At 66.8% G+C, this 18,252-nt stretch carries 15 protein-coding genes and 1 pseudogene; 8 read left to right on the forward strand and 8 right to left on the reverse strand.

Annotation, left to right across the window (positions count from 1 at the left end; genetic code table 11):
• Window position 1: 1 nt before the first annotated feature.
• From BQ7391_RS05030 to BQ7391_RS05045, 4 genes are all read right to left on the reverse strand, one after another.
• Window positions 2-838: a triose-phosphate isomerase gene (locus tag BQ7391_RS05030; RefSeq protein WP_075279587.1), complete on the reverse strand. Its 837-nt coding sequence runs from the start codon at window positions 836-838 to the stop codon at window positions 2-4.
• 37 nt (window positions 839-875) lie between these two features.
• Window positions 876-2,042, reverse strand: a complete 1,167-nt coding sequence (locus BQ7391_RS05035; RefSeq protein ID WP_075279588.1) for a diphosphate--fructose-6-phosphate 1-phosphotransferase — start codon at window positions 2,040-2,042, stop codon at window positions 876-878.
• Between the two features lie 2 nt (window positions 2,043-2,044).
• On the reverse strand, window positions 2,045-3,202 hold the full coding sequence (locus BQ7391_RS05040) for a class II fructose-bisphosphate aldolase (RefSeq protein ID WP_075279589.1): 1,158 nt from the start codon (window positions 3,200-3,202) through the stop codon (window positions 2,045-2,047).
• 116 nt (window positions 3,203-3,318) lie between these two features.
• Window positions 3,319-4,377: a LacI family DNA-binding transcriptional regulator gene (locus BQ7391_RS05045; RefSeq protein WP_075279590.1), complete on the reverse strand. Its 1,059-nt coding sequence runs from the start codon at window positions 4,375-4,377 to the stop codon at window positions 3,319-3,321.
• A 407-nt stretch (window positions 4,378-4,784) separates the two neighbouring features.
• Here BQ7391_RS05045 and BQ7391_RS05050 point away from each other — a divergent pair, with 407 nt between their 5' ends.
• From BQ7391_RS05050 to BQ7391_RS05075, 6 genes are all read left to right on the forward strand, one after another.
• Window positions 4,785-5,564 (forward strand): ABC transporter permease, encoded by a 780-nt coding sequence (locus BQ7391_RS05050; protein WP_075279591.1) that lies wholly within the window; start codon window positions 4,785-4,787, stop codon window positions 5,562-5,564.
• Window positions 5,540-6,331 carry an ABC transporter ATP-binding protein gene (locus BQ7391_RS05055; protein ID WP_075279592.1) on the forward strand — a complete coding sequence of 264 codons (792 nt, stop codon included), beginning with the start codon at window positions 5,540-5,542 and terminating at the stop codon, window positions 6,329-6,331. Before BQ7391_RS05050 ends, BQ7391_RS05055 begins: the two co-directional genes overlap by 25 nt.
• A 103-nt stretch (window positions 6,332-6,434) precedes the next feature.
• The gene (locus BQ7391_RS05060) at window positions 6,435-7,529 is read left to right on the forward strand and encodes an ABC transporter substrate-binding protein (RefSeq protein WP_083662112.1); all 1,095 of its coding nucleotides are present in this window, start codon (window positions 6,435-6,437) and stop codon (window positions 7,527-7,529) included.
• Window positions 7,530-7,657: 128 nt separating this feature from the next.
• Window positions 7,658-8,473 carry a sugar phosphate isomerase family gene (locus tag BQ7391_RS05065; protein WP_075279593.1) on the forward strand — a complete coding sequence of 272 codons (816 nt, stop codon included), beginning with the start codon at window positions 7,658-7,660 and terminating at the stop codon, window positions 8,471-8,473.
• A 12-nt stretch (window positions 8,474-8,485) separates the two neighbouring features.
• Window positions 8,486-9,649, forward strand: a complete 1,164-nt coding sequence (nagA, locus tag BQ7391_RS05070) for an N-acetylglucosamine-6-phosphate deacetylase (RefSeq protein WP_075279594.1) — start codon at window positions 8,486-8,488, stop codon at window positions 9,647-9,649.
• 143 nt (window positions 9,650-9,792) lie between these two features.
• The gene (locus tag BQ7391_RS05075; protein ID WP_075279595.1) at window positions 9,793-11,124 is read left to right on the forward strand and encodes an alpha-amylase family glycosyl hydrolase; all 1,332 of its coding nucleotides are present in this window, start codon (window positions 9,793-9,795) and stop codon (window positions 11,122-11,124) included.
• A gap of 132 nt (window positions 11,125-11,256) precedes the next feature.
• Here BQ7391_RS05075 and ucpA read toward each other — a convergent pair whose 3' ends face one another.
• Window positions 11,257-12,048 carry an SDR family oxidoreductase UcpA gene (gene ucpA, locus BQ7391_RS05080; protein ID WP_075279596.1) on the reverse strand — a complete coding sequence of 264 codons (792 nt, stop codon included), beginning with the start codon at window positions 12,046-12,048 and terminating at the stop codon, window positions 11,257-11,259.
• Between the two features lie 185 nt (window positions 12,049-12,233).
• On the opposite strand from ucpA, the pseudogene BQ7391_RS12735 reads away from it, so the two are divergent.
• Window positions 12,234-12,299 (forward strand): annotated as a pseudogene (locus BQ7391_RS12735) (zinc-ribbon domain-containing protein); the annotation flags it as partial.
• A gap of 102 nt (window positions 12,300-12,401) precedes the next feature.
• Window positions 12,402-13,349, forward strand: coding sequence for a tetratricopeptide repeat protein (locus BQ7391_RS05085; RefSeq protein ID WP_235858621.1), 948 nt, complete (start codon window positions 12,402-12,404; stop codon window positions 13,347-13,349).
• A 473-nt stretch (window positions 13,350-13,822) separates the two neighbouring features.
• Here BQ7391_RS05085 and pyk read toward each other — a convergent pair whose 3' ends face one another.
• The 3 genes from pyk to BQ7391_RS05100 all read right to left on the reverse strand — a co-directional run bounded on the left by pyk (window position 13,823) and on the right by BQ7391_RS05100 (window position 18,245).
• Window positions 13,823-15,271 carry a pyruvate kinase gene (pyk, locus tag BQ7391_RS05090; protein WP_075279598.1) on the reverse strand — a complete coding sequence of 483 codons (1,449 nt, stop codon included), beginning with the start codon at window positions 15,269-15,271 and terminating at the stop codon, window positions 13,823-13,825.
• Between the two features lie 48 nt (window positions 15,272-15,319).
• The gene (locus BQ7391_RS05095) at window positions 15,320-16,321 is read right to left on the reverse strand and encodes a 2-hydroxyacid dehydrogenase (protein WP_075279599.1); all 1,002 of its coding nucleotides are present in this window, start codon (window positions 16,319-16,321) and stop codon (window positions 15,320-15,322) included.
• 142 nt (window positions 16,322-16,463) lie between these two features.
• Window positions 16,464-18,245: a sigma-54-dependent transcriptional regulator gene (locus BQ7391_RS05100; RefSeq protein WP_159437349.1), complete on the reverse strand. Its 1,782-nt coding sequence runs from the start codon at window positions 18,243-18,245 to the stop codon at window positions 16,464-16,466.
• Window positions 18,246-18,252 lie beyond the last annotated feature (7 nt).

Raw genomic sequence — 18,252 nt, forward strand, 5'->3', positions numbered from 1 at the left:
ATCACCTGAGGTAGAGGTCGACGATCTGGGCGTACTCGTCGGGGTAGAAGCCGATCTCGCCGGTGAAGCGCGTGAGGGCGATGAGGCCGCCGTCGATCTCGGGGATGCCGGCAAGCATCTCGGCGTTGTCGGCCTTGAGGCCGCCGCCGTAGACCACGTCGACTCCGGGAACGACGTCCTTGATGAGGCGGGCGACCTTGGTGATGTAGGGCGCGTCGGCGGGCGTCTTGCCGGGGCCGATGCTCCAGACGGGCTCGTAGGCGATGCGCACGCCGGAGAGGTCCGCGCCCTCGAGGCCCTGGGTCACCTGCGCGGTGAGGACGGCCTCCCAGTCGTCGACCTCCTCCTCGCGCTCGCCCATGCAGAAGAGCACCTTGAGGCCGGCCGCCTGGGCGGCGCGGACCTCGCGGGAGAGGATGCGGCTCACGGCGGCCTCGACGTCGGCCGCGTCCGCCTCGACCTCGCCCAGGATTGCGCGGAGGTTCATGCGCTCCTCGCAGTGGCCGATGAGGGCCCACCCGCAGCCGAGCTGGGCGACGGAGTTGCCGGTGCGCAGCGTGGTGAAGGCGCCGAAGTTGCCGCCCGGGGCGGTGTCGGCCACGTGGACGCCCTGGCAGCCGATCCCGAGCGGGCTGCCCTCGGCGCCGGCGCAGGCGCCCACGAGGTGTGCCTCCGGGAGAAACGCCGCAAACTCCGCGACGTCGGCGTACTTCTCGGCAACGCCCCTGATGGACGAGGTAACGGTCTCGCCCCAGCGCGCGGGCTCGGCGAGGCGGTTGACGCCGCCGAGCTCGGGGGTGATGTCAAAGCGCTTGAGGTTGAGGAAGATGTGCTTCATGAAGGCTCCAATCTCTTTGCTTCCTGCCCGTCCCGCGTCACACGAAGCTCGCGAAGCAGGGGAGGGCAGGGCCCAGCAGCGGGCGGCACCAGCGCCGGAAGGCGTCGGTCACGCCGTTGCCGCGCTCGTTGATGTACTCGTCGGGCATCGTGCGCTCGTCAAGCATCACCTGCTCGATGGGGATGCGGATGAGGCGCGCCTCGTAGGGCTCGCTGGAGACGCGCTCGATGCCCACCATCTTGCCGGAGTCGCCCTCGAGCACGGCGCGGGTGGCCTCGCGCCCGCAGTCGATGGCCTCCTCCCGGTCGACGGGGCTCTGCCAGGCGATGGAGGCGCGGCCGATGAGGCCGGGCTTCTCGGAGCGCGCCTTGTAGCCCAGCTCGGAGATCACGAGCTTGGCGAGGTGCGCGGAGACGTCGCCGAAGTACGTTGCCCTGCCCACGGTCATGAGTGGCGGGGCAACGGGAGTCCCGTCGGCCGCGTGCAGGCCCTCGCTCACCACCACGACGCCCGAGCCCTTCTCGTCGATGAGACGCTGGGCGTCGTCGAGGAACGCGCGCTCGTCGAAATTGCGTTCGGGCAGGTAGATGAGATCGGGGCCGCCGGTGCCGGACTCGTCGGCAAAGCAGCTCGCGGCTGTGACCCAGCCGGCGTTTCTGCCCATGGCCTCCACGATGACGATGTGGATGGGCAGCCCGCGCACGTCGCAGCAGATGGCCGACGTCGTCGCCGCCATGTAGCGCGCGGCGCTCGCAAAGCCGGGCGCGTGGTCGGTCACCGCGATGTCGTTGTCCATGGTCTTGGGGATGCCCACCACGTCGATGGGCACGCCCTCCTCATGGCAGGCGCGCCAGATCTTGCCGCAGGTGTCCATCGTCCCGTTGCCGCCGGTGCAGAGGAGCCAGCGGATGCCCTGCCGGTCGAGCGCGTGCGCAAGCTCGCGGTAGTCCTCGTCCTCGAGGGGCTTGCGGCTCGTGCCGATGGCCGATGAGGGCGAGAAGGGCAGCAGGTCGAGCTTCTCGCGCGGCACCTGGCCAAAGTCGACGAGGTCGCCGTCGGTGATGCCGCCCACGCCGCCGAGCGCGCCGAGCACCCGGCCGACGCCCGGCGTGCCCAGGGCCTCATCGACGGCGCCGTAGAGCGACGCGTTGATGACGGCGGTGGGGCCGCCGCCGTGGACGACGAGCAGGCCGTCTGCCGCCATGGCTAGATCCCCGCCTTCTCGTAACGCTCGGCCATCTCCTCGAGCGTGACGAGCTCGGTGTCAGGCGCGTGGCCGTAGCTGCCGAACTCGACGATAAGGGTGGCCACGGCCTCCTTCACGCCGGCCTCGATGACCTCGACCAGCGCCGCGCGGTCGTCATCCTCGACCACGCCGTACATGACGGTGTCGTAGACGGCGGGGAGGAAGACGCGCGGGTCCGGGTTTTCGGGGTGCTCCTTGAGCAGCTGGTAGACGCCGCCGATCGACGGGCTCTCCTGGAGCTCCGGGCGCTTGGCGAAGAGCTCGCGCATGTTGCGGGTCACCGCGAGGCGGATGTCGGTGTCCACGTTGATCTTGTTGATGCCGGCGGGGATCGCGGCCTTGAGCTCGTCGAGGCTGATGCCGTAGGCGTTCTGGATGTTGCCGCCGAGGGCATTGATCTCACGCACGATGTAGGCGGGAACGGTCGAGGAGCCGTGGCTCACGAGCGCGCAGTCGAGCCCCTCGTGGGCGAGGCACTCGCGGATGGCGATGGGGATCTCGCGGCGGAGCTTGACGTCTTTGCCCTTGGAGGGGCCGTGCATGGTGCCGTAGCTGATGGCGAGGGCGTCGACCTTGGTGTTGCGGACGAACTCGACCGCGGTGAGCGGGTTGGTGTAGGTGCTCGACGCGGCGAAGACGTGGTCCTCGACGCCGGCGAGCACGCCGAGCTCGCCCTCGACGGAGACGCCGCGCGGGTGCGCGTACTTGACGACCTCGCGCGTGAGCTCCATGTTCTCCTCGAGCGGAAGCGACGAGCCGTCGATCATGACGGAGGTGTAGCCGCCGGCGATGGCCGCCTTCACGCTCTCCATGTCACGGCCGTGGTCGAGGTGCAGGACCACGGGGACGGGGCTGTTCTCGCCGTACTTCTTGACGGCGTCGCCGATGTTCCTGGCGCCGACGATCTTGTCCTCGACCGTGCCGTTGGCAAAGTCCGCGCGCCCTCCCATGAAGGCGTTGGCGAGGTCGGCGCCCTGCAGGATGGCGGCGCTCCTCAGCATCTCGTGGACCTCGATCACGGCCTTTGCCTGGCAGACGGCGTTGACGTTGAACGCGCCCTGGGCGTAGCCGCCCCTGCGCGCGGCGTCCAGGACGGGCTTGAGCGGAACGAGTGCCATGTGACCATCTCCTTGTTCGTGCCCGGGTCTTCCGGGCGCTGACAGATTGCGGTGCTGACAGTGCTTCTCGCGGTGGTGCGTATGTTCTGCGCGCGCCGGCGGCAGCCCTCCTTCCGCTAGTGCCGTCGGGGCTCGATCTTGGGCTCGATGACGTTGGTGAGCTTGATGATGCGTGCGGAGGGGGCCCCGCCGCGCATGAGTGAGATGATCTCTTCCGCGCAGGCGACGCCCGTCTCGTAGTTGGGAAGGCGCGTGTAGAAGTTGGCGGCAAGCCAGTTCTCGCCGTTGTTGGCGAGCTCGGCGTAGACGATGTTGCGGCCGGAGTCGATCTTCCGGAAGAAGTGGGTCCAGGTGGCCCAGCTGGTGATGATCGCGTCGCCGTCACGCGTCTCGGAGAGGATGCCCGAGGCCATCTCGAGGAGCCGGGCGGTGAGCCTGATGCCGTCCTCGGTGTTGCCCACCGTGTAGCGCTCGTCCCAGACGTCGATGTTGCTGAGGTCGATGGGGGCGAAGCGGACCTCGAGCTGCACGCCGGACGCCTGGCAGATGTCGCGCACGCCCTGCTCGCGCAGGCGCTCCTGGGCGGTGTCGATCTGGGGCCTCAGGTAGAGGACGCGACGGCAGCCCCGCTCCACGACGCGCGAGGTGACGAGGCGGGCACCGCCGCGGTAGTCGAGGTCGACGGTGCTGTAGGCGTCCGCCTGGCGCTGGCAGTCAAAGACCACGAGCGGCGCGCGCTCCTCCTGGAGGACCTTGAGGCTCTCCTCGTCGGGCCCCTCGTTCTCGATGCCGATGAAGATGATGCCGCCCACGCGGCCGGCGAGGTAGGCGCTCGCGTAGTCGGCGTGTCCGAGGCGGTCGACCTTGTTGCCGAGGAGAAGGACGTTGTAGTCGTCCTGCTCGAGCCGCGTCTGGATGCCGTAGGCCATCTGGCTGAAGCGGGGGACGGCGAGGTTCCTCCTCAGGACGACGCCCACGCAGGGGATGTTGCGGCTCCTCAGGGTGCGCGCGTGCGCGTTGGGCATGTAGTTGAGCTTGCGCGCCGCCTGGAGCACCCGCTCGCGGGTCTCCAGCCGGATGGACTGGCCGGGGGTGTTGTTGATGACGTAGGAGACGGTTGCCGCCGTAACCCCGGCTTCCTGTGCGACGTCCTTGAGCGTGGTTCGCCTGCCCATCTCGCCTCCTATCGTCATTCTCGCTTTTTCGATTAAGCGAGATACTATCTGTTTACCATGGCCTGCAATGGAAAGCCTCAGAAACTTCGAGAAAAACGTTCGCGGTCAAAAAGCTGCCGTTTACCGAGTTAGAAGCTCGGATAGGTCTTGAACGGTACCAAATTCACTGCAAGCGGTATGCATGAGAACTTAAGTCTAGGAATTCCTGAAAGCCTGTGTTTACATGTCCATAACTTAATCGTTTGAGTAGCAAAACGACTCATTTGCACTTCGTTTCTCCCCGTTCTTCTTGTCTGCAGCTCTTGCTCCGATAGCACCGCCGCGTACGCTCATCTGCCAGATGCTCCCGTCATCCCACGCACTTCGGAAAGGAGGGGGATGGCGGGATCGAACGAAGGAGGCCGTCATTGAAAGAGAAGAAAGTACCCATCTGGAGCAAGGTGCCAAGCTGGGCTTGGGCACTGATCTCCCTGGCGCTGGCCGTGGCCCTGTGGCTTGCCGCATCGGGCACGTGGCCTGCCGTCTTCGCGTCTCCTGAGAAGGTCCTCGCGGCCTTCCTCGAGCGTGCGGAGAGCGGCCTGCTCTGGGAGCACGTCTGGGCGTCGGTCTCCCGCGTCCTCACCGGCTTCGGCATCGCCTTCGTGGTGTCCATCCCGGTGGCGTTCCTCATGGCGTGGTACGACCCGTTCCGCCACGTCGTTGAGCCGTGGATCCAGTTCATCCGCAACATCCCGCCGCTGGCCTACGTCTTCCTGATCATCGCCGCCCTCGGCATCGGCCAGACCTCCAAGATCACGGTCATCTTCATCGCCGCGTTCCTCGTCATGGTCATCACCATCTACCAGGGCGTCAAGGGCGTGGACGTCACGCTCATCAAGGCGGCGCGCGTGCTCGGCGCCACCCAGAAGGACATCTTCTTCAAGGTCACCATCCCCGCCTCCACCCCGTTCATCCTCGTCGCGGCGCGCCTGGGCCTCTCCACCTCGCTCACCACGCTCATGGCGTCCGAGATCGTCGGCGGCGACAAGGGCATCGGCATGATGATCCAGCAGGCGAGCGGCTACTACCAGATGGACGTCGTGCTTCTGGGCATCATCCTGCTCGGCATCATCGGCATCTGCTTCGAGAAGATCGTCCGGTTCCTTGAGAGGAGGTTCACGGGATGGCAGGAAACGATTCAGCAGTAAAGGTCCACATCGAGAACGTGGTCAAGAAGTTCAACACCCGCAAGGGCGAGGTGGTCGCCCTCAACGGCGCCAACTTCGACATCCACGAGAACGAGTTCGTGTGCGTCGTCGGGCCGTCCGGCTGCGGCAAGTCCACGCTCCTGAACATCATCGGTGGCCTCGAGGAGCCCACCGAGGGCCGCGTCCTGGTGGACGGCCAGGAGGTCACGGGCCCCGGTCCCGACCGCGGCATCGTCTTCCAGCAGTACGCGCTCTTCCCCTGGCTCACGGTGCTCGAGAACGTCAAGTTCGGCCTCAAGCTCCAGGGCAAGTCCGACAAGGAGGCCGAGGAGATCGCGCTCAAGTACATCAAGCTCGTCGAGCTCCAGGACTTCGTGCACTCCTATCCCAAGGAGCTCTCGGGCGGCATGAAGCAGCGCGTGGCCATCGCGCGCGCCTATGCGGTCAACCCCAAGGTCCTGCTCATGGACGAGCCCTTCGGCGCCCTTGACGCCCAGACCCGCACCCAGCTCCAGTCCGAGCTGCTCGAGACCTGGGAGAAGGAGCAGAAGACCTGCTTCTTCATCACGCACGACGTCGAGGAGGCCATCATCCTCGCCCAGCGCGTCGTCATCATGTACGCCCGCCCGGGCCGCGTGAAGGAGATCGTGGACATCGACATCCCGTATCCCCGCACGCAGGAGACCAAGATGAGCCCGCGCTTCCTCGAGCTCAAGAACCACATCTGGAGCCAGGTCTACCAGGAGTACCTGTCCGTCCGCAAGTAGCGTTCCAGCAGGCTTTCGTTCCAGCAGGCTTTTCACGGGGGTGCGCCCCCGCAACACGGGAGGGCGGCGAGAAGGACTCGCCGTCGGAAGGAAAGGAAACGCAATGAAGAAGCTCGACATGAACCAGCTCACCCGCCGCTCGTTCCTCAAGGTCGCCGGTGCCGCCGGCGTCGTGGGCTCGGGCCTCGTCCTCGCCGGCTGCAACGGCGGGACAAAGGAGCCCGAGGCCGACAGCACCTCCGACGACGCCTCCGAGGAGCCTGCCGGCAGCGAGTACGAGCCCGTCACCGTGCACGTGGCCTTCATGCCCAACCTGGGCTCCGCCGCCACGCTCTTCTCGGCCATCGACCAGGGCTACTTCGACGAGGTCGGCATCACCGTCGAGACCGAGCAGTTCCAGGCCGGCCCGGCCGAGATCACGGCCATGCAGTCCGGCTCCGTCGACATCTCCCAGATCGGTCACGGCGCCCACTCCCTCTGCATCCAGGGCCAGGCCAAGATCTTCGCCTTCGACCAGCTCTCCCAGGCCGACTGCGTCGTCGCCAACAAGTCCCACGGCATCGAGACGGGCGCCGACCTCGCTGGCAAGACGGTGGGCGTCGCCTCCGGCACTTCCTCTGAGATCATCCTCCAGTACGTGCTCAAGGACGCCGGCCTCACCACCGACGACATCAACACCGTCGAGATGGACGTCTCCGGCATGACGACGGCCCTCATCTCCGGCCAGATCGACGCCGCCGCCACCTGGTCGCCCAACACCGTCACCCTCGAGGAGCAGCTCGGCGACGACTACCTCGTCCTCGGCACCAACACCGACTACTCCGACGAGGTCGCCTTCCCCGGCTCCTACGTCTGCCTGCCCGAGTACGCCGAGGAGAACCACGACGTCCTCGTCCGCTTTGGCGCCGCCCTGGACAAGGGCAAGGTCTACCGCAACGAGCACATCGACGACGTGGCCAAGCTCCTTGCCTCCGAGCTCGGCGTCCCCGAGGACACGCTCCTTCAGTCCACGGGCGAGGGCGACTGGGCCGGCGCGGTCGACGCCATCGGCAACATCGACGTCATCACCGGCTACTACGAGGCCCAGCAGAAGGTCTTCCTGGACGGCGGTCAGATCGAGGTCGAGGTGCCGGTCGAGGACTACGTCCTGGTCGACGTCATCACCGAGTCCGACGAGCTCTATGAGACCATCAAGTAGTACGCTCTGAGGTGATCGGAACCTGAGGGCCCCTACCGGTCCCCCCAACTTACGGCCTCTCCGCAGCGGGGTGTCCCTCCCCATCCGCGCGGGGAGGCCGTTTCGCTCATGCGAGACAAGGAGGAAGCATGGACTACTATCACATCTCCGCCGAGGACCTCGGTCGCGACGCGCGCGTCCCGCTCGTCTGCGCCGCCGACTCCGCCGAGGTGTTCTTCGACCTCGCCCTCGAGATGGTGAGCACCATCCGCGAGCACAACGCCCGTGGCGAGAAGACCGTCTTCATCTGCCCGGTGGGCCCGGTGGGCCACTATCCCTACTTCGTGAAAATGGTCAACGACCAGCGCATCTCCCTCAAGGACTGCTGGTTCATCAACATGGACGAGTACCTGGACGACAACGACGAGTGGATCGACGCCGCAAACCCGCTCTCCTTCCGCGGCTTCATGGCGCGCAACGTCTACGACAGGATCGACCCCGAGCTCGTGATGCCCGAGGAGCAGCGCATCTTCCCCGACCCGCACGACCCCGGCCACATCGGCCGCGTGATCGACGAGCTCGGCGGTGTGGACATCGCCTTCGGCGGCATCGGCATCACGGGGCACCTCGCCTTCAACGAGCCCCAGCCGGAGCTCACCTGCGAGGAGTTCGCCGCGCTCGAGACCCGCGCCCTCGACATCCACCCCGAGACCCGCGCCACCAACTCCGTGGGCGACCTCGGCGGCGCGCTCGAGGACATGCCGCACCGCTGCGTGACCATCGGCATGCGCGAGATCCTGGGCGCCCGCAAGGTCCGCCTCGGCGTGTTCCGCGACTGGCATCGCGGCGTCGTGCGCCGCGCCGCCTACGGCGAGCCCACCGCCGCCTTCCCGGCCACGCTCCTGCAGGGTCACCCCGACGCCAAGATCTACGTGAACGACGTGGCCCGTCACCAGGCGTACTAGGGAGGCGCGCCCATGCTGTCAAGCTGCTACATCACCGGCGCGCGCGTGCTCGCGGGAGACGAGCTCGCACGCCTCAACGTCACCGTCGAGGACGGCGTGGTCACCGACCTCTCCTCGGCCTATGACAACGAGAAGAACCTTCCGGTCGTCGACGCGAGCGGGCTTCTCGCCCTGCCGGGCTTCATCGACGTGCACACGCACGGCGCCGCGGGCTTTGACGTGAACGCCGCAGACGTCGAGGGCCTGCGCACCATCGGCCGCTTCTTCGCCTCCCAGGGCACCACGGGCTGGCTCTGCTCAATCCTCACGGACACGCCGGAGCAGACGCTCTGGTGCATCGAGCAGGCCCGCCAGGTCATCGAGGGCGGTCCCTACGACGGCGCCGCGCTCCTCGGCATCCACTTGGAGGGGCCGTGCCTCTCGAGCGAGTACAAGGGCGCCATGCCCGAGCACCTGCTCATGCACGAGGCCACGGCTGACCTCTTCCGCCAGTACCAGGAGGCCGCCGGCGGGCACGTCCTCTACACCACGCTCGCCCCGGAGGTCCCGGGCGTGCCCGAGCTCATCCCGCAGCTCGAGGCCCTGGGCATCACCTGCGCCATCGGGCACAGCGGGGCGGGCTACGACCTCTCCTGGGCGTGCGTGAACGCGGGTGCCAAGGCCGCCACGCACGTGGGCAACGCGATGCGCCTCTTCCACCAGCACGAGCCCGCGATCTTTGGCGTGGCGCTCGAGAGCGACATCTACGCGGAGACCATCTGCGACGGCCGTCACCTCGTGCCGGGAACGGTGCGCCTCTACGTCAAGACCAAGGGGTGGGACCGCCTGCTCGGCATCACGGACTCCATCATGGCCGCCGGCCTGCCGGACGGCAACTACAAGCTCGGCGTCAACGACGTCGTGGTGGAGGACGGCGACGCCAAGCTTGCCTCCACCGGCGTGCGCGCCGGCTCCACCCTCACGCAGGCCACCGCGCTGCGCAACTTCATGAAGTTCACCGGGGCGCCGGTGGAGAAGGCCGCCAAGCCGCTCTCCGAGAACCCCGCGCGCCTCTTCGGCTGGACGGACCGCGGCCGCATCGCCGTCGGCGCGCATGCCGACCTCGTGCTCATGGACGACGCATACGACGTCGTTCGCACGATCGTGGGCGGACGCACCGTCTACGAGCGCGCGTAGCGCCGGCGTTCATCTGCTGCGTGCGGGGCGGTGCCGGCGATGGCGCCGCCCCGCCGCTTGTCCCAGTCAAAAACAGGCGAATGGAACCTCGCTAGAATGGTGAGGGTCCGCCGGCGACCGCGCCGTTGATGGGAGGAGCCCCTATGAGCTGGTATGAGCCGTCCTTTGTCTATCAGATTTACCCGCTGGGCCTCTGCGGGGCACCGCACGAGAACGACGGCGTGCTCGAGCATCGCCTGCTCAGGCTCATCGACGACGGCTGGGTTGACCACATGGCCAAGCTGGGCGTGACGTGCCTGCTGCTGAACCCCGTCTTCGAGTCGGACGCACACGGCTATGACACGCGTGACTACACCAAGGTAGACTGCCGCCTGGGTACGAACGATGACCTGCGCGCAGTCGTGGATGCCTGCCATGCCGCCGGCATCAAGGTTCTTCTCGACGGCGTTTTCAACCACGTGGGGCGCGGCTTCTGGGCGTTCCAGGACGTGCTCCGGCGCCGTGGCGAAAGCCCGTACGTCGGCTGGTTCGAGATCGACCTCAACGGAAACAACTGCTTCAACGACGGCCTCTCCTATAGCTGCTGGGAGGGCGCGCAGAACCTGGTGAAGCTCAACCACTGGAACGGCGAGCTCAACGACTACCTGGCCGACGTCATCCGCGGCTGGGTGCGCGAGTTTGACATTGACGGCCTGCGTCTGGACGTGGCGTACTGCCTCGACCAGGGCTACCTGCGCTCGCTGCGCAACCTCGCCAACCAGATAGGCCAGGAGCGCGGGCAGAAGTTCCCGCTCGTGGGCGAGACCATGTTTGGCGACTACAACCAGTGGATGGGCGACGACCTCTGCGACTCCGTGACCAACTACGAGGCATACAAGGGCCTGTGGTCCTCCATGAACGCGGCAAACATGCATGAGATCGCCTACGCGCTGGAGCGCCAGAGCGGCAGCCACCCGTGGGACCTCTACACGGGTCGCCACATGCTCGACTTCGTGGACAACCACGACGTGCCGCGCATCGCCACCAAGCTAGGCGACAAGAACCAGCTGGTCCCGCTGTATGGCCTGCTCTTTGCCATGTCCGGCGTTCCGGCGGTCTACTACGGCAGCGAGTGGGGCATCGAGGGCGAGCAGCTCCCCGGCGACCACGAGCTGCGCCCCGCGCTCGACGCGCCGGAGTGGAACGAGCTTACAGACTGGATCGCCGCCCTCGCCAAGGCGCGCGCGGGCTCAGAGGCGCTGGTGTGGGGCGACTACACGCAGCTCCAGTGCCAGCCGCAGCAGCTGGTCTTCCAGCGTCGCAGCGAGGGCGAGCGCGTGATCGTGGCCATCAACGCGAGCGGCGAGCCGGCGACGGTGCACTTCGACGCGCAGTGCGGCCGCGCCGTTGACCTCATCACCGGAGAGGAGCACGACTTCGGCGGCGGCTCCGAGCTCAGGCCCTACTCCGCGTGCTACTGGCGTTGCGAACGGTAGGGGAGTAATCCCCAGCGGTAAGGGCGTCTCAACAGCGTGAGGCCCCGCTGAGTTCCCGAAAGGCGTTTCTCGTAGAGCACGCCTGGAGGGAACTCAGCGGGGCCTCACATCTCGCGGGAGGAGACGCCCGCCCTACTGGCCCATCGACGAGGTCTCGGGCAGGGTGGAGCCGCCGTCGATGACGACCTGCGTGCCCGTGAGGTAGCTCGACTCGCTGGAGGCGAGAAACGCGCAGAGCTCACCGCACTCCTCGGGCGTGCCGAGGCGGCCGAGGGGCACCGCGGAGGCGATGGCCGCGATGGCGCGCTCGGGGTCGTCCGGGTCTGACTGCTGCGCCATGCCATCGACGAGCGGCGTGCGCACGTAGCCGGGGCAGATGCAGTTCACGCGCACGTTCTTGGGCGCGAGCTCGCGCGCGAGGGCCTTGGTGAAGCCGACGAGCGCCGCCTTGGTGGTGGCATAGGCGACCTCGCCGGGATCGGCGACCATGTCGCCGGTGACCGAGCTCGTGATTACGATGGCGCCGCCGCCGGCGTCGATGATGGCGGGCGCCACGGCCTTGCAGGCGTTCCAGACGCCCTTGACGTTGACGTCTATGTGGCTGTCCCGCCAGGAGTCGTCCGCGGAGAGGAAGTCGCCGAGAACGCAGATGCCGGCGTTGCAGTCGAGCACGTCGATATGGCCGTATGCGTCGATCGCCGCCTGGGCGAGGCGCTGGCAGTCCGCGTAGCTGGACACGTCGCAGCGCACCCCGATAGCATCGAAGCCCGCGTCACGCAGCTCCTGGGCGAGCGCCATCACGTCCTCGCCGCGCGCTGCGAGGACCACCTTGGCGCCGTGCCGCGCAAAGATGCGGGCTATCCCCTCGCCGATTCCCTTGGACGCCCCCGTGACAATGGCGACCTTTCCATCAAGCTTGCCCATGCGACCTCCTCGTTCGTTGGGTGATGGCTTGTGCCATGCACCATGGTCACCCACTGGGGCGGCGTTTTCAATGGGGCGCTGCGGCCGAGGCCGATCGAGGAGGTTCGACTTTGCGTCACCCCGTGGGCGCGAATGCTGAATTGGATGCATAATGGATGAAATGACCGAGGGATTGTCGGGCCGATATGTTCTGCACCAATTGCGGGTGTGAGCTTTCCGATGACGTCAAGTTCTGCACCAACTGCGGGGCAGAGGTTCGACAGAGGGGGAGCGACGCCTGCCCGCCCACTCCGGCGGTGCCGCCCGCGCCGCAGCCGCCCGCGCCTGCGCCCGCGAGGAGGCGAAGGAGCGTTGTGCCCGTCGTCGTTGCCGTCATCGTGGCCGTTGCGGTGGGAGGCGTGGGAACGTATGCGCTGCTCACCCATTTGGCCGACCAGACGACAGCGCCCTCCGAGCCCGCCGCCCAGACGGACGAGCCCGAGGCTTCGGCAGAGGAGGGGCCGGCGGAGCGGGAGGGCTTCCCGGAGGAGGGCGAGGACACCTCCGGGTCCAACGCGGGGCCGCAGCCCGAGGAGGCGGCCGTGGATGACCCCGCCGCCCTCGTGGAGGAGGGTGAGGAGCTCCTCGCGCGGTGCGAGCAGGACGGCGACCAGTCCGCCGGCGCCGATGCCGTCGCGGCGTTCGCGAGGGCGTCGATCCTCGGCAACACCGAGGCGGACTACTACCTGGCGTACTGCTACTACTACAGCTGCGGCGTCACGCGCGACTACGGCCGAGCGTACGCTCATGCCCTCGTTGCGGCCGAGGCTGGCGACGCCCGCGCCCAGGCCCTCGTCGCTCGCTGCCTCTATGACGGAAGCGGCGTCGACCAGGATCGCGAGGCATGCTTCCAGTGGGCAAAGCGTGCGGCCGAGCAGGGGGACCCCTCCGGGCAGAGCCTGATGGGCAATTGCTACAAGCACGGCTACGGCGTGGAGAAGGACCTCGACCAGATGATCTACTGGTACAACCTCTCGGCCGAGGCCGACAACGAGGCGGGTCTCGTGAACATGGGAGCCTGCTACCACATGGGCCTCGGCGTCCCCAAGGACGTTCCCCTCGCCGTCGAGTACTACACGCGCTCCGCCGAGAAGGGCAACTCTCTGGCGCAGTTCTACCTTGCCGAGTGCTACTACGACGGGGATGGCGTCGCGCGCGACATCGACCGCGCGAGGGACTACGCCGAGCAGGCGCTCAACAACGTCCGAGATCCCCGCGCCGCCGCCGACGCGAGCGCCTTCCTCGACGAGCACGGCCTGTAGGGGTTCGGGCCAATCGGGTGTCATGCGGCCGCATCGCTCATAGTGCCGCCGCGGGTCCAGTCATGTCATCCGAGCAGGGGGCTTTTCTGCAAGAACGGGGCAGTGGCAGTCTGGGCCACTCTCGGGCGTTGCGCCGATTGGAGTCGTGGTAATCCGGGTCTCTCGGGCGTTGCGCCGATTGGGGTCGTGGCAATCGCCGATTTGCGTCAACAGGGCGTTTCTCGCCATGCGTTGTGGGAACGGGGGTTATGGCAGGCCGATTGCTGCCATAACCCCCTTCTAGGCAACGCCGGAAGCGGCAGGATTGCCACAGCCCCGATTAGCGCAACAGGCGAGAAGAACCTCGAGCCCCAAAACCCCAGCCGACAAGGGCATCTCGACAGCGAGAGGCCCCGGGGGTTCCGGAGAGAAGTTCCGCGCAGCGCACTTCTCGAAGGAACGCCCGGGGCCTCATGGCTCGCGGGAAGAGGTCCCTACTGGACCTGGGCCACCATCGCGACGTTGGTGGAGGTGGTGTAGTCGCCAAGGCGCGGCGAGGTCTGCGGGTCACCGGCGGTGATGACGACGATGTCACCCGTGTCGACGAGGCCGTTCTGCTTCGCCGTGGTCAGCGCGTTGTAGAGCGTGCTCGAGAGCGAGCCCTGCTCGGTGGTGCGGTAGGCGTACACACCCCAGTAGAAGCAGGTGCGACGGATGGTCTGCTCGCGCGGCGAGGTAGCGAACAGCGGCATCTTCGGACGGAACGTGGAGATGAGGCGCGCGGAGCGGCCGGAGTTCGTGGGGGCGAGGATGCACTTCGCGTTCACGCGGTCCGCCATCTCGAGCGCCGCGAAGCCGGTGGCGCCGTTGACGTTGCGAACGCCGCCGCGGTCGTGGTACTCCTTGCGCTCGGGCAGGTACTTCTCGGTCTCCTTGCAGATCTCGGACATGGTCTTCACGGCCTCGATCGGGTACTTGCCCGCGGCGGTCTCGCCGGAGAGCATGACGCAGTCGGTGCCGTCGTAGATGGCGTTGGCGACGTCGGTGATCTCGGCGCGCGTGGGGCGCGGGTTGCGCTGCATGGAGTCGAGCATCTGCGTGGCGGTGATGACCGGCTTGTAGTGCTGGTTGCACTTCTTGATGATGGTCTTCTGGATGTGCGGGACCTGCGCGGCGGGAACCTCGACGCCGAGGTCGCCGCGGGCGACCATGCAGCCGTCGGCCTCGTGGAGGATCTCATCGAAGTTCTTGACGCCGAGGGCGCTCTCGATCTTGGGGAAGACGAGGACGTCGGGCGTGCCCATCTCGACGCAGATCTTGCGAATCTCCTGGACGGCCTTGCCGTCGCGGATGAAGGACGCGGCGATGGCGTCGATGCCAAGCTCGCAGCCGAACATGATGTCGGCGCGGTCCTGCGGGGTGACGGAGGGCAGGTTGATGTTGAGGTTGGGGAAGTTCACGCCCTTGTGCTCGCCCAGCTCGCCGCCGTTGGTGATCTTGCAGGTGATGTCGGTGCCCTCGACGCTCATGACCTCGAGCCCGATGAGGCCGTCGTCGATGAGGATGACCGTGCCCTCCTCGACCTCGGAGGGGAGCGGCTTGTAGTCGAGCGAGAAGCGCTCGGCGGTGCCGACGACGTCGTCATCGGTGGTCACGATGCAGGTCTTGCCCGTCTCGAGGGTGACCTTCTTGCCGTCCTGGAGCAGGCCGGTGCGGACCTCGGGGCCCTTGGTGTCGAGCATGATGGCCACGGGGATGCCGAGCTCGCGGGAGAGGGCACGGACGCGCTCGATGTTCTTGCGGTGGTACTCGTGGCTACCGTGGGAGAAGTTGAAGCGCGCGACGTTCATGCCGTGAAGGATGAGCTGACGCAGCACCTCCTCGTCCTCGGTAGCGGGTCCCATCGTGCAGACGATCTTGGTCTTCTTCTTGTTGAACGCCATGTGTACCTCTCTCTTGTGTGTGCGATGGCCTGAGCCAACTGACCGATGTTAGCAGACGACGCTGCGTTCAACGAAGTCAGTGCCGCTGGCGAATGCGCGCGCGTTGTCGAGCGTGACGCGCGCGATCTCGCCGAGGGCCTCGTGAGTGAAGAACGCCTGATGGCTCGTCATGACGACGTTGGGGAAGGAGCAGAGGCGCGCGGTGATGGAATCAATGACCTGACCAGCGCGGTTCTGGTAGACGTTCGGCCCCTCCTCGTCGTAGACGTCGATGCCCGCGGCGCCGATCTTGCCGGAGAGGATGCCGCGGATGAGCGCCTGAGTGTCCACGAGGCCGCCGCGCCCGGTGTTCACGAAAATCACACCATCCTTCATCTTGGCGATGGACTCGTCGTTGATCATGTGACGGCTCTCGTCGTTGAGGAAGGCGTGGAGCGAGATGAGGTCGCTCCGGCGATAGAGCTCGTCGTAGTCCACGTACTCATCGATGACGCCCGCGTCAACGAGGCCCTGGTTGGGGTAGAGGTCGCTTCCGAGCACCTTCATGCCGAAGCCCTTGCAGATGCGGCAGAGCGCGGCACCGATGCGGCCGGTGCCGATGATGCCGGCGGTCTTGCCGTGGAGCGTCTCGCCGACGAGGCCGTCAAGCGAGAAGTCGTTCTCGCGGACGCGGATGTAGCCCTTGCAGATGCGGCGGTTGGCGGCCAGCGCGAGCGCCATGGCGTGCTCGGCGATGGCCTCGGGGGAGTAGGCGGGGACGCGCGTGACCTTGATTCCCAGCTCCTTGGCCTTGTCCACGTTGACGGCATCGAAGCCCGCGCAGCGCATGAGCAGGAGCTTCACGTCGAGGCCGGCGAGGATCTCGAGGGTCATGGCGCCGCAGTCGGCGTTGACAAAGGCGCAGACGGCGTCATAGCCCTTGGCGAGGGCGGCGGTCATGGGCGTGAGGTTGGTCTCGGTGAAGTCGATCTTGATCTCGGGGTAGTCCTTGAGCTCCCTCGTGAAGGAGTCTCTGTCGTAGCTGGCGGTTCCATAGAAAAGTATGTTCATGGGGAGTCCTTTCACGGCGCGCATGTGCACGCGCGACACGTATCCTACGCCCTCTCAGTTTAGTACAGGCAAGCGTCGCGTAAGCCGTGTGTTTGGCGCTCCAGAGAACGTTCTCATGCAGGTGAAGCCGGATATCGTTGCGTCACGCGCACGGCCCGTCTTTGAGGATTCTCCAGATTGTGGTTCGGCTCACGCCGAGCGTGCGCGCCGCCTCCGTCTGATTGCCGCCGTACTTCTCCACCACCATGCGCACGATGTCGCGCTCTATCTCGCGCAGCGGGCGCAGGAGGTCGATGCTCGAGGTCTCGCTCGGCGTGTCGAGGGACGAGAAGCGCGTGGCGCCCTCTCGGTCGAGAGCCTCGCGCACGTCGCGCGCCCACATGACCCCCTCCTCGGTCGTCGCGCTCGCACGTTGGAGGACCTGTCGGAGCTCGATGTAGTTGCGAGGCCAGGGGTGCCCGAGCAAGAGGTCCATCGCCTCGTCGGTGACGAGGGGAGGGACGGTTCCGGCGTGGCGGGCCTCCGAGTCGAGGAAGAGGCCTATGGCGCGGCGGAGGTCGCGCCGCCTCCTGAGGGGCGGCGCCGTGAGCACGTGGCAGCGAAGATACTCGACGAAGAGCGAGATGACCGACCCCTCGGTGGCGTCCTCGGAGTCGTTTGCGGAGACGATCACCCGGTCGCGCTCGCAGATCCCGGTCTGGCGCATAACGTCGACCAGTCGACGGGCCGCGTCATCGTCGAGGGCGTGGACCGCCTTGACCCAGAGCGTCTCTCCCGAGCCGTAGAGCGGCGAGTTGGGAGAGTCCATGAGGTAGCCCCAGCTCCGATCCGTGAGGAGCGGGCAGTCAATGGTGACGAGAGGGCGTGAGGTCCAGGGGCCGGTGAGATAGACGAGCTCCGCGATGCGAGCCTTGCCCGTCCCGACCTCCCCCTCAAGGGCGATCGGCCTGCCGGCGCGCAGGGCGCCCGAGATCTGCGCGGAGAGCTCTTCGCCCGCCCCCACGGCATGGAAGACGCTCTCGTGATAGGAGCGTTCGACGGCGTCGCGATTCCGGCGCTCGATGCCCGCGAGGCTCTCGTTGCTTGGGGCGCTCGAGGTCATGATGCTGAAGGAAAGATAGGCCTCCCCATCCTGCTCGAAGGTGGACTTGCTGATTCGATACGTCCTTCTCCCGCGTTGGAGCGCCAGGTGCTCGTCCTTCTCCCCGCCAAGGTGCTCCCGGAGATATCCGAGCAGCTCGGGACGGCGCTCGGTGAGGTTGGTGTAGACGAGTCGGCCGGAGCCCGAGAAGAGCGCGACCCTCGGGGGGAGGCTGCGGACGAGCTGCCAGAGCACGTGGTTCTGCGTTCGGACCTCTCGCGTCTGCTGGCAGAGGTCAAGAGCGCGCCTCAGTGCGTCCGAGACGCTGCGAGCCCCTGACGAGAGCAGGTGTGCCGTCATGCCCCGCTCGGCGCAGGCGTCCCGCGAGAAGGAGTCGCAGAGGATGACCTCATAGTCTCCGCTGGCGACGTCTTCGAGAACGATGGGCAGCTCATCCTCGAAGGAGACGCCGTAGACGTCGAGGTCAAAATCCGAGAAGTCGGCCACTTCGCTGACCGCGCGCAGCGCGTTGGAAAAGCCAATCACCGCGGTGCGCCCGCCCTGCGGGTTGTGCCGGGCGAGCGCCTCGAGGAGGTCGGTCGCCGAGACATCGATTTCTATCACGGGCAGGGAGAGCTCGTCCTCGAGCATCTGCGCGGTTCCGCCACGTGAGATGACCACGTCAAAGTCCGAGTCGATGCTGCCGAGCGCTGCGGCAAGCCCCTTTGAGAGATCGCCCTCGTGGACGGTCACCTCGAGCTCCGGATAGTCGGGAGCCACCTCGCGCGCGACGTCGACAAGGTCGTGATAGGGGGAGATCAGGAGCGCTCTGAAGTCAGCCATGACATAA

Origin of the sequence: Thermophilibacter provencensis (genome assembly GCF_900128445.1) — a bacterium.
In the GTDB taxonomy this organism is placed as follows: Bacteria; Actinomycetota; Coriobacteriia; order Coriobacteriales; family Atopobiaceae; genus Thermophilibacter; species Thermophilibacter provencensis.

Excerpts from the sequence above, each read along its gene's own strand:
- nagA (WP_075279594.1), top strand. The coding sequence starts at position 8,486 with ATGCTGTCAAGCTGCTACATCACCGGCGCGCGCGTGCTCGCGGGAGAC.
- ucpA (WP_075279596.1), bottom strand. The coding sequence starts at position 12,048 with ATGGGCAAGCTTGATGGAAAGGTCGCCATTGTCACGGGGGCGTCCAAG.
- BQ7391_RS05055 (WP_075279592.1), top strand. The coding sequence starts at position 5,540 with ATGGCAGGAAACGATTCAGCAGTAAAGGTCCACATCGAGAACGTGGTC.
- pyk (WP_075279598.1), bottom strand. The coding sequence starts at position 15,271 with ATGGCGTTCAACAAGAAGAAGACCAAGATCGTCTGCACGATGGGACCC.
- BQ7391_RS05030 (WP_075279587.1), bottom strand. The coding sequence starts at position 838 with ATGAAGCACATCTTCCTCAACCTCAAGCGCTTTGACATCACCCCCGAG.
- BQ7391_RS05095 (WP_075279599.1), bottom strand. The coding sequence starts at position 16,321 with ATGAACATACTTTTCTATGGAACCGCCAGCTACGACAGAGACTCCTTC.
- BQ7391_RS05045 (WP_075279590.1), bottom strand. The coding sequence starts at position 4,377 with ATGGGCAGGCGAACCACGCTCAAGGACGTCGCACAGGAAGCCGGGGTT.
- BQ7391_RS05100 (WP_159437349.1), bottom strand. The coding sequence starts at position 18,245 with ATGGCTGACTTCAGAGCGCTCCTGATCTCCCCCTATCACGACCTTGTC.
- BQ7391_RS05035 (WP_075279588.1), bottom strand. The coding sequence starts at position 2,042 with ATGGCGGCAGACGGCCTGCTCGTCGTCCACGGCGGCGGCCCCACCGCC.
- BQ7391_RS05060 (WP_083662112.1), top strand. The coding sequence starts at position 6,435 with ATGAAGAAGCTCGACATGAACCAGCTCACCCGCCGCTCGTTCCTCAAG.
- BQ7391_RS05040 (WP_075279589.1), bottom strand. The coding sequence starts at position 3,202 with ATGGCACTCGTTCCGCTCAAGCCCGTCCTGGACGCCGCGCGCAGGGGC.
- BQ7391_RS05075 (WP_075279595.1), top strand. The coding sequence starts at position 9,793 with ATGAGCTGGTATGAGCCGTCCTTTGTCTATCAGATTTACCCGCTGGGC.
- BQ7391_RS05065 (WP_075279593.1), top strand. The coding sequence starts at position 7,658 with ATGGACTACTATCACATCTCCGCCGAGGACCTCGGTCGCGACGCGCGC.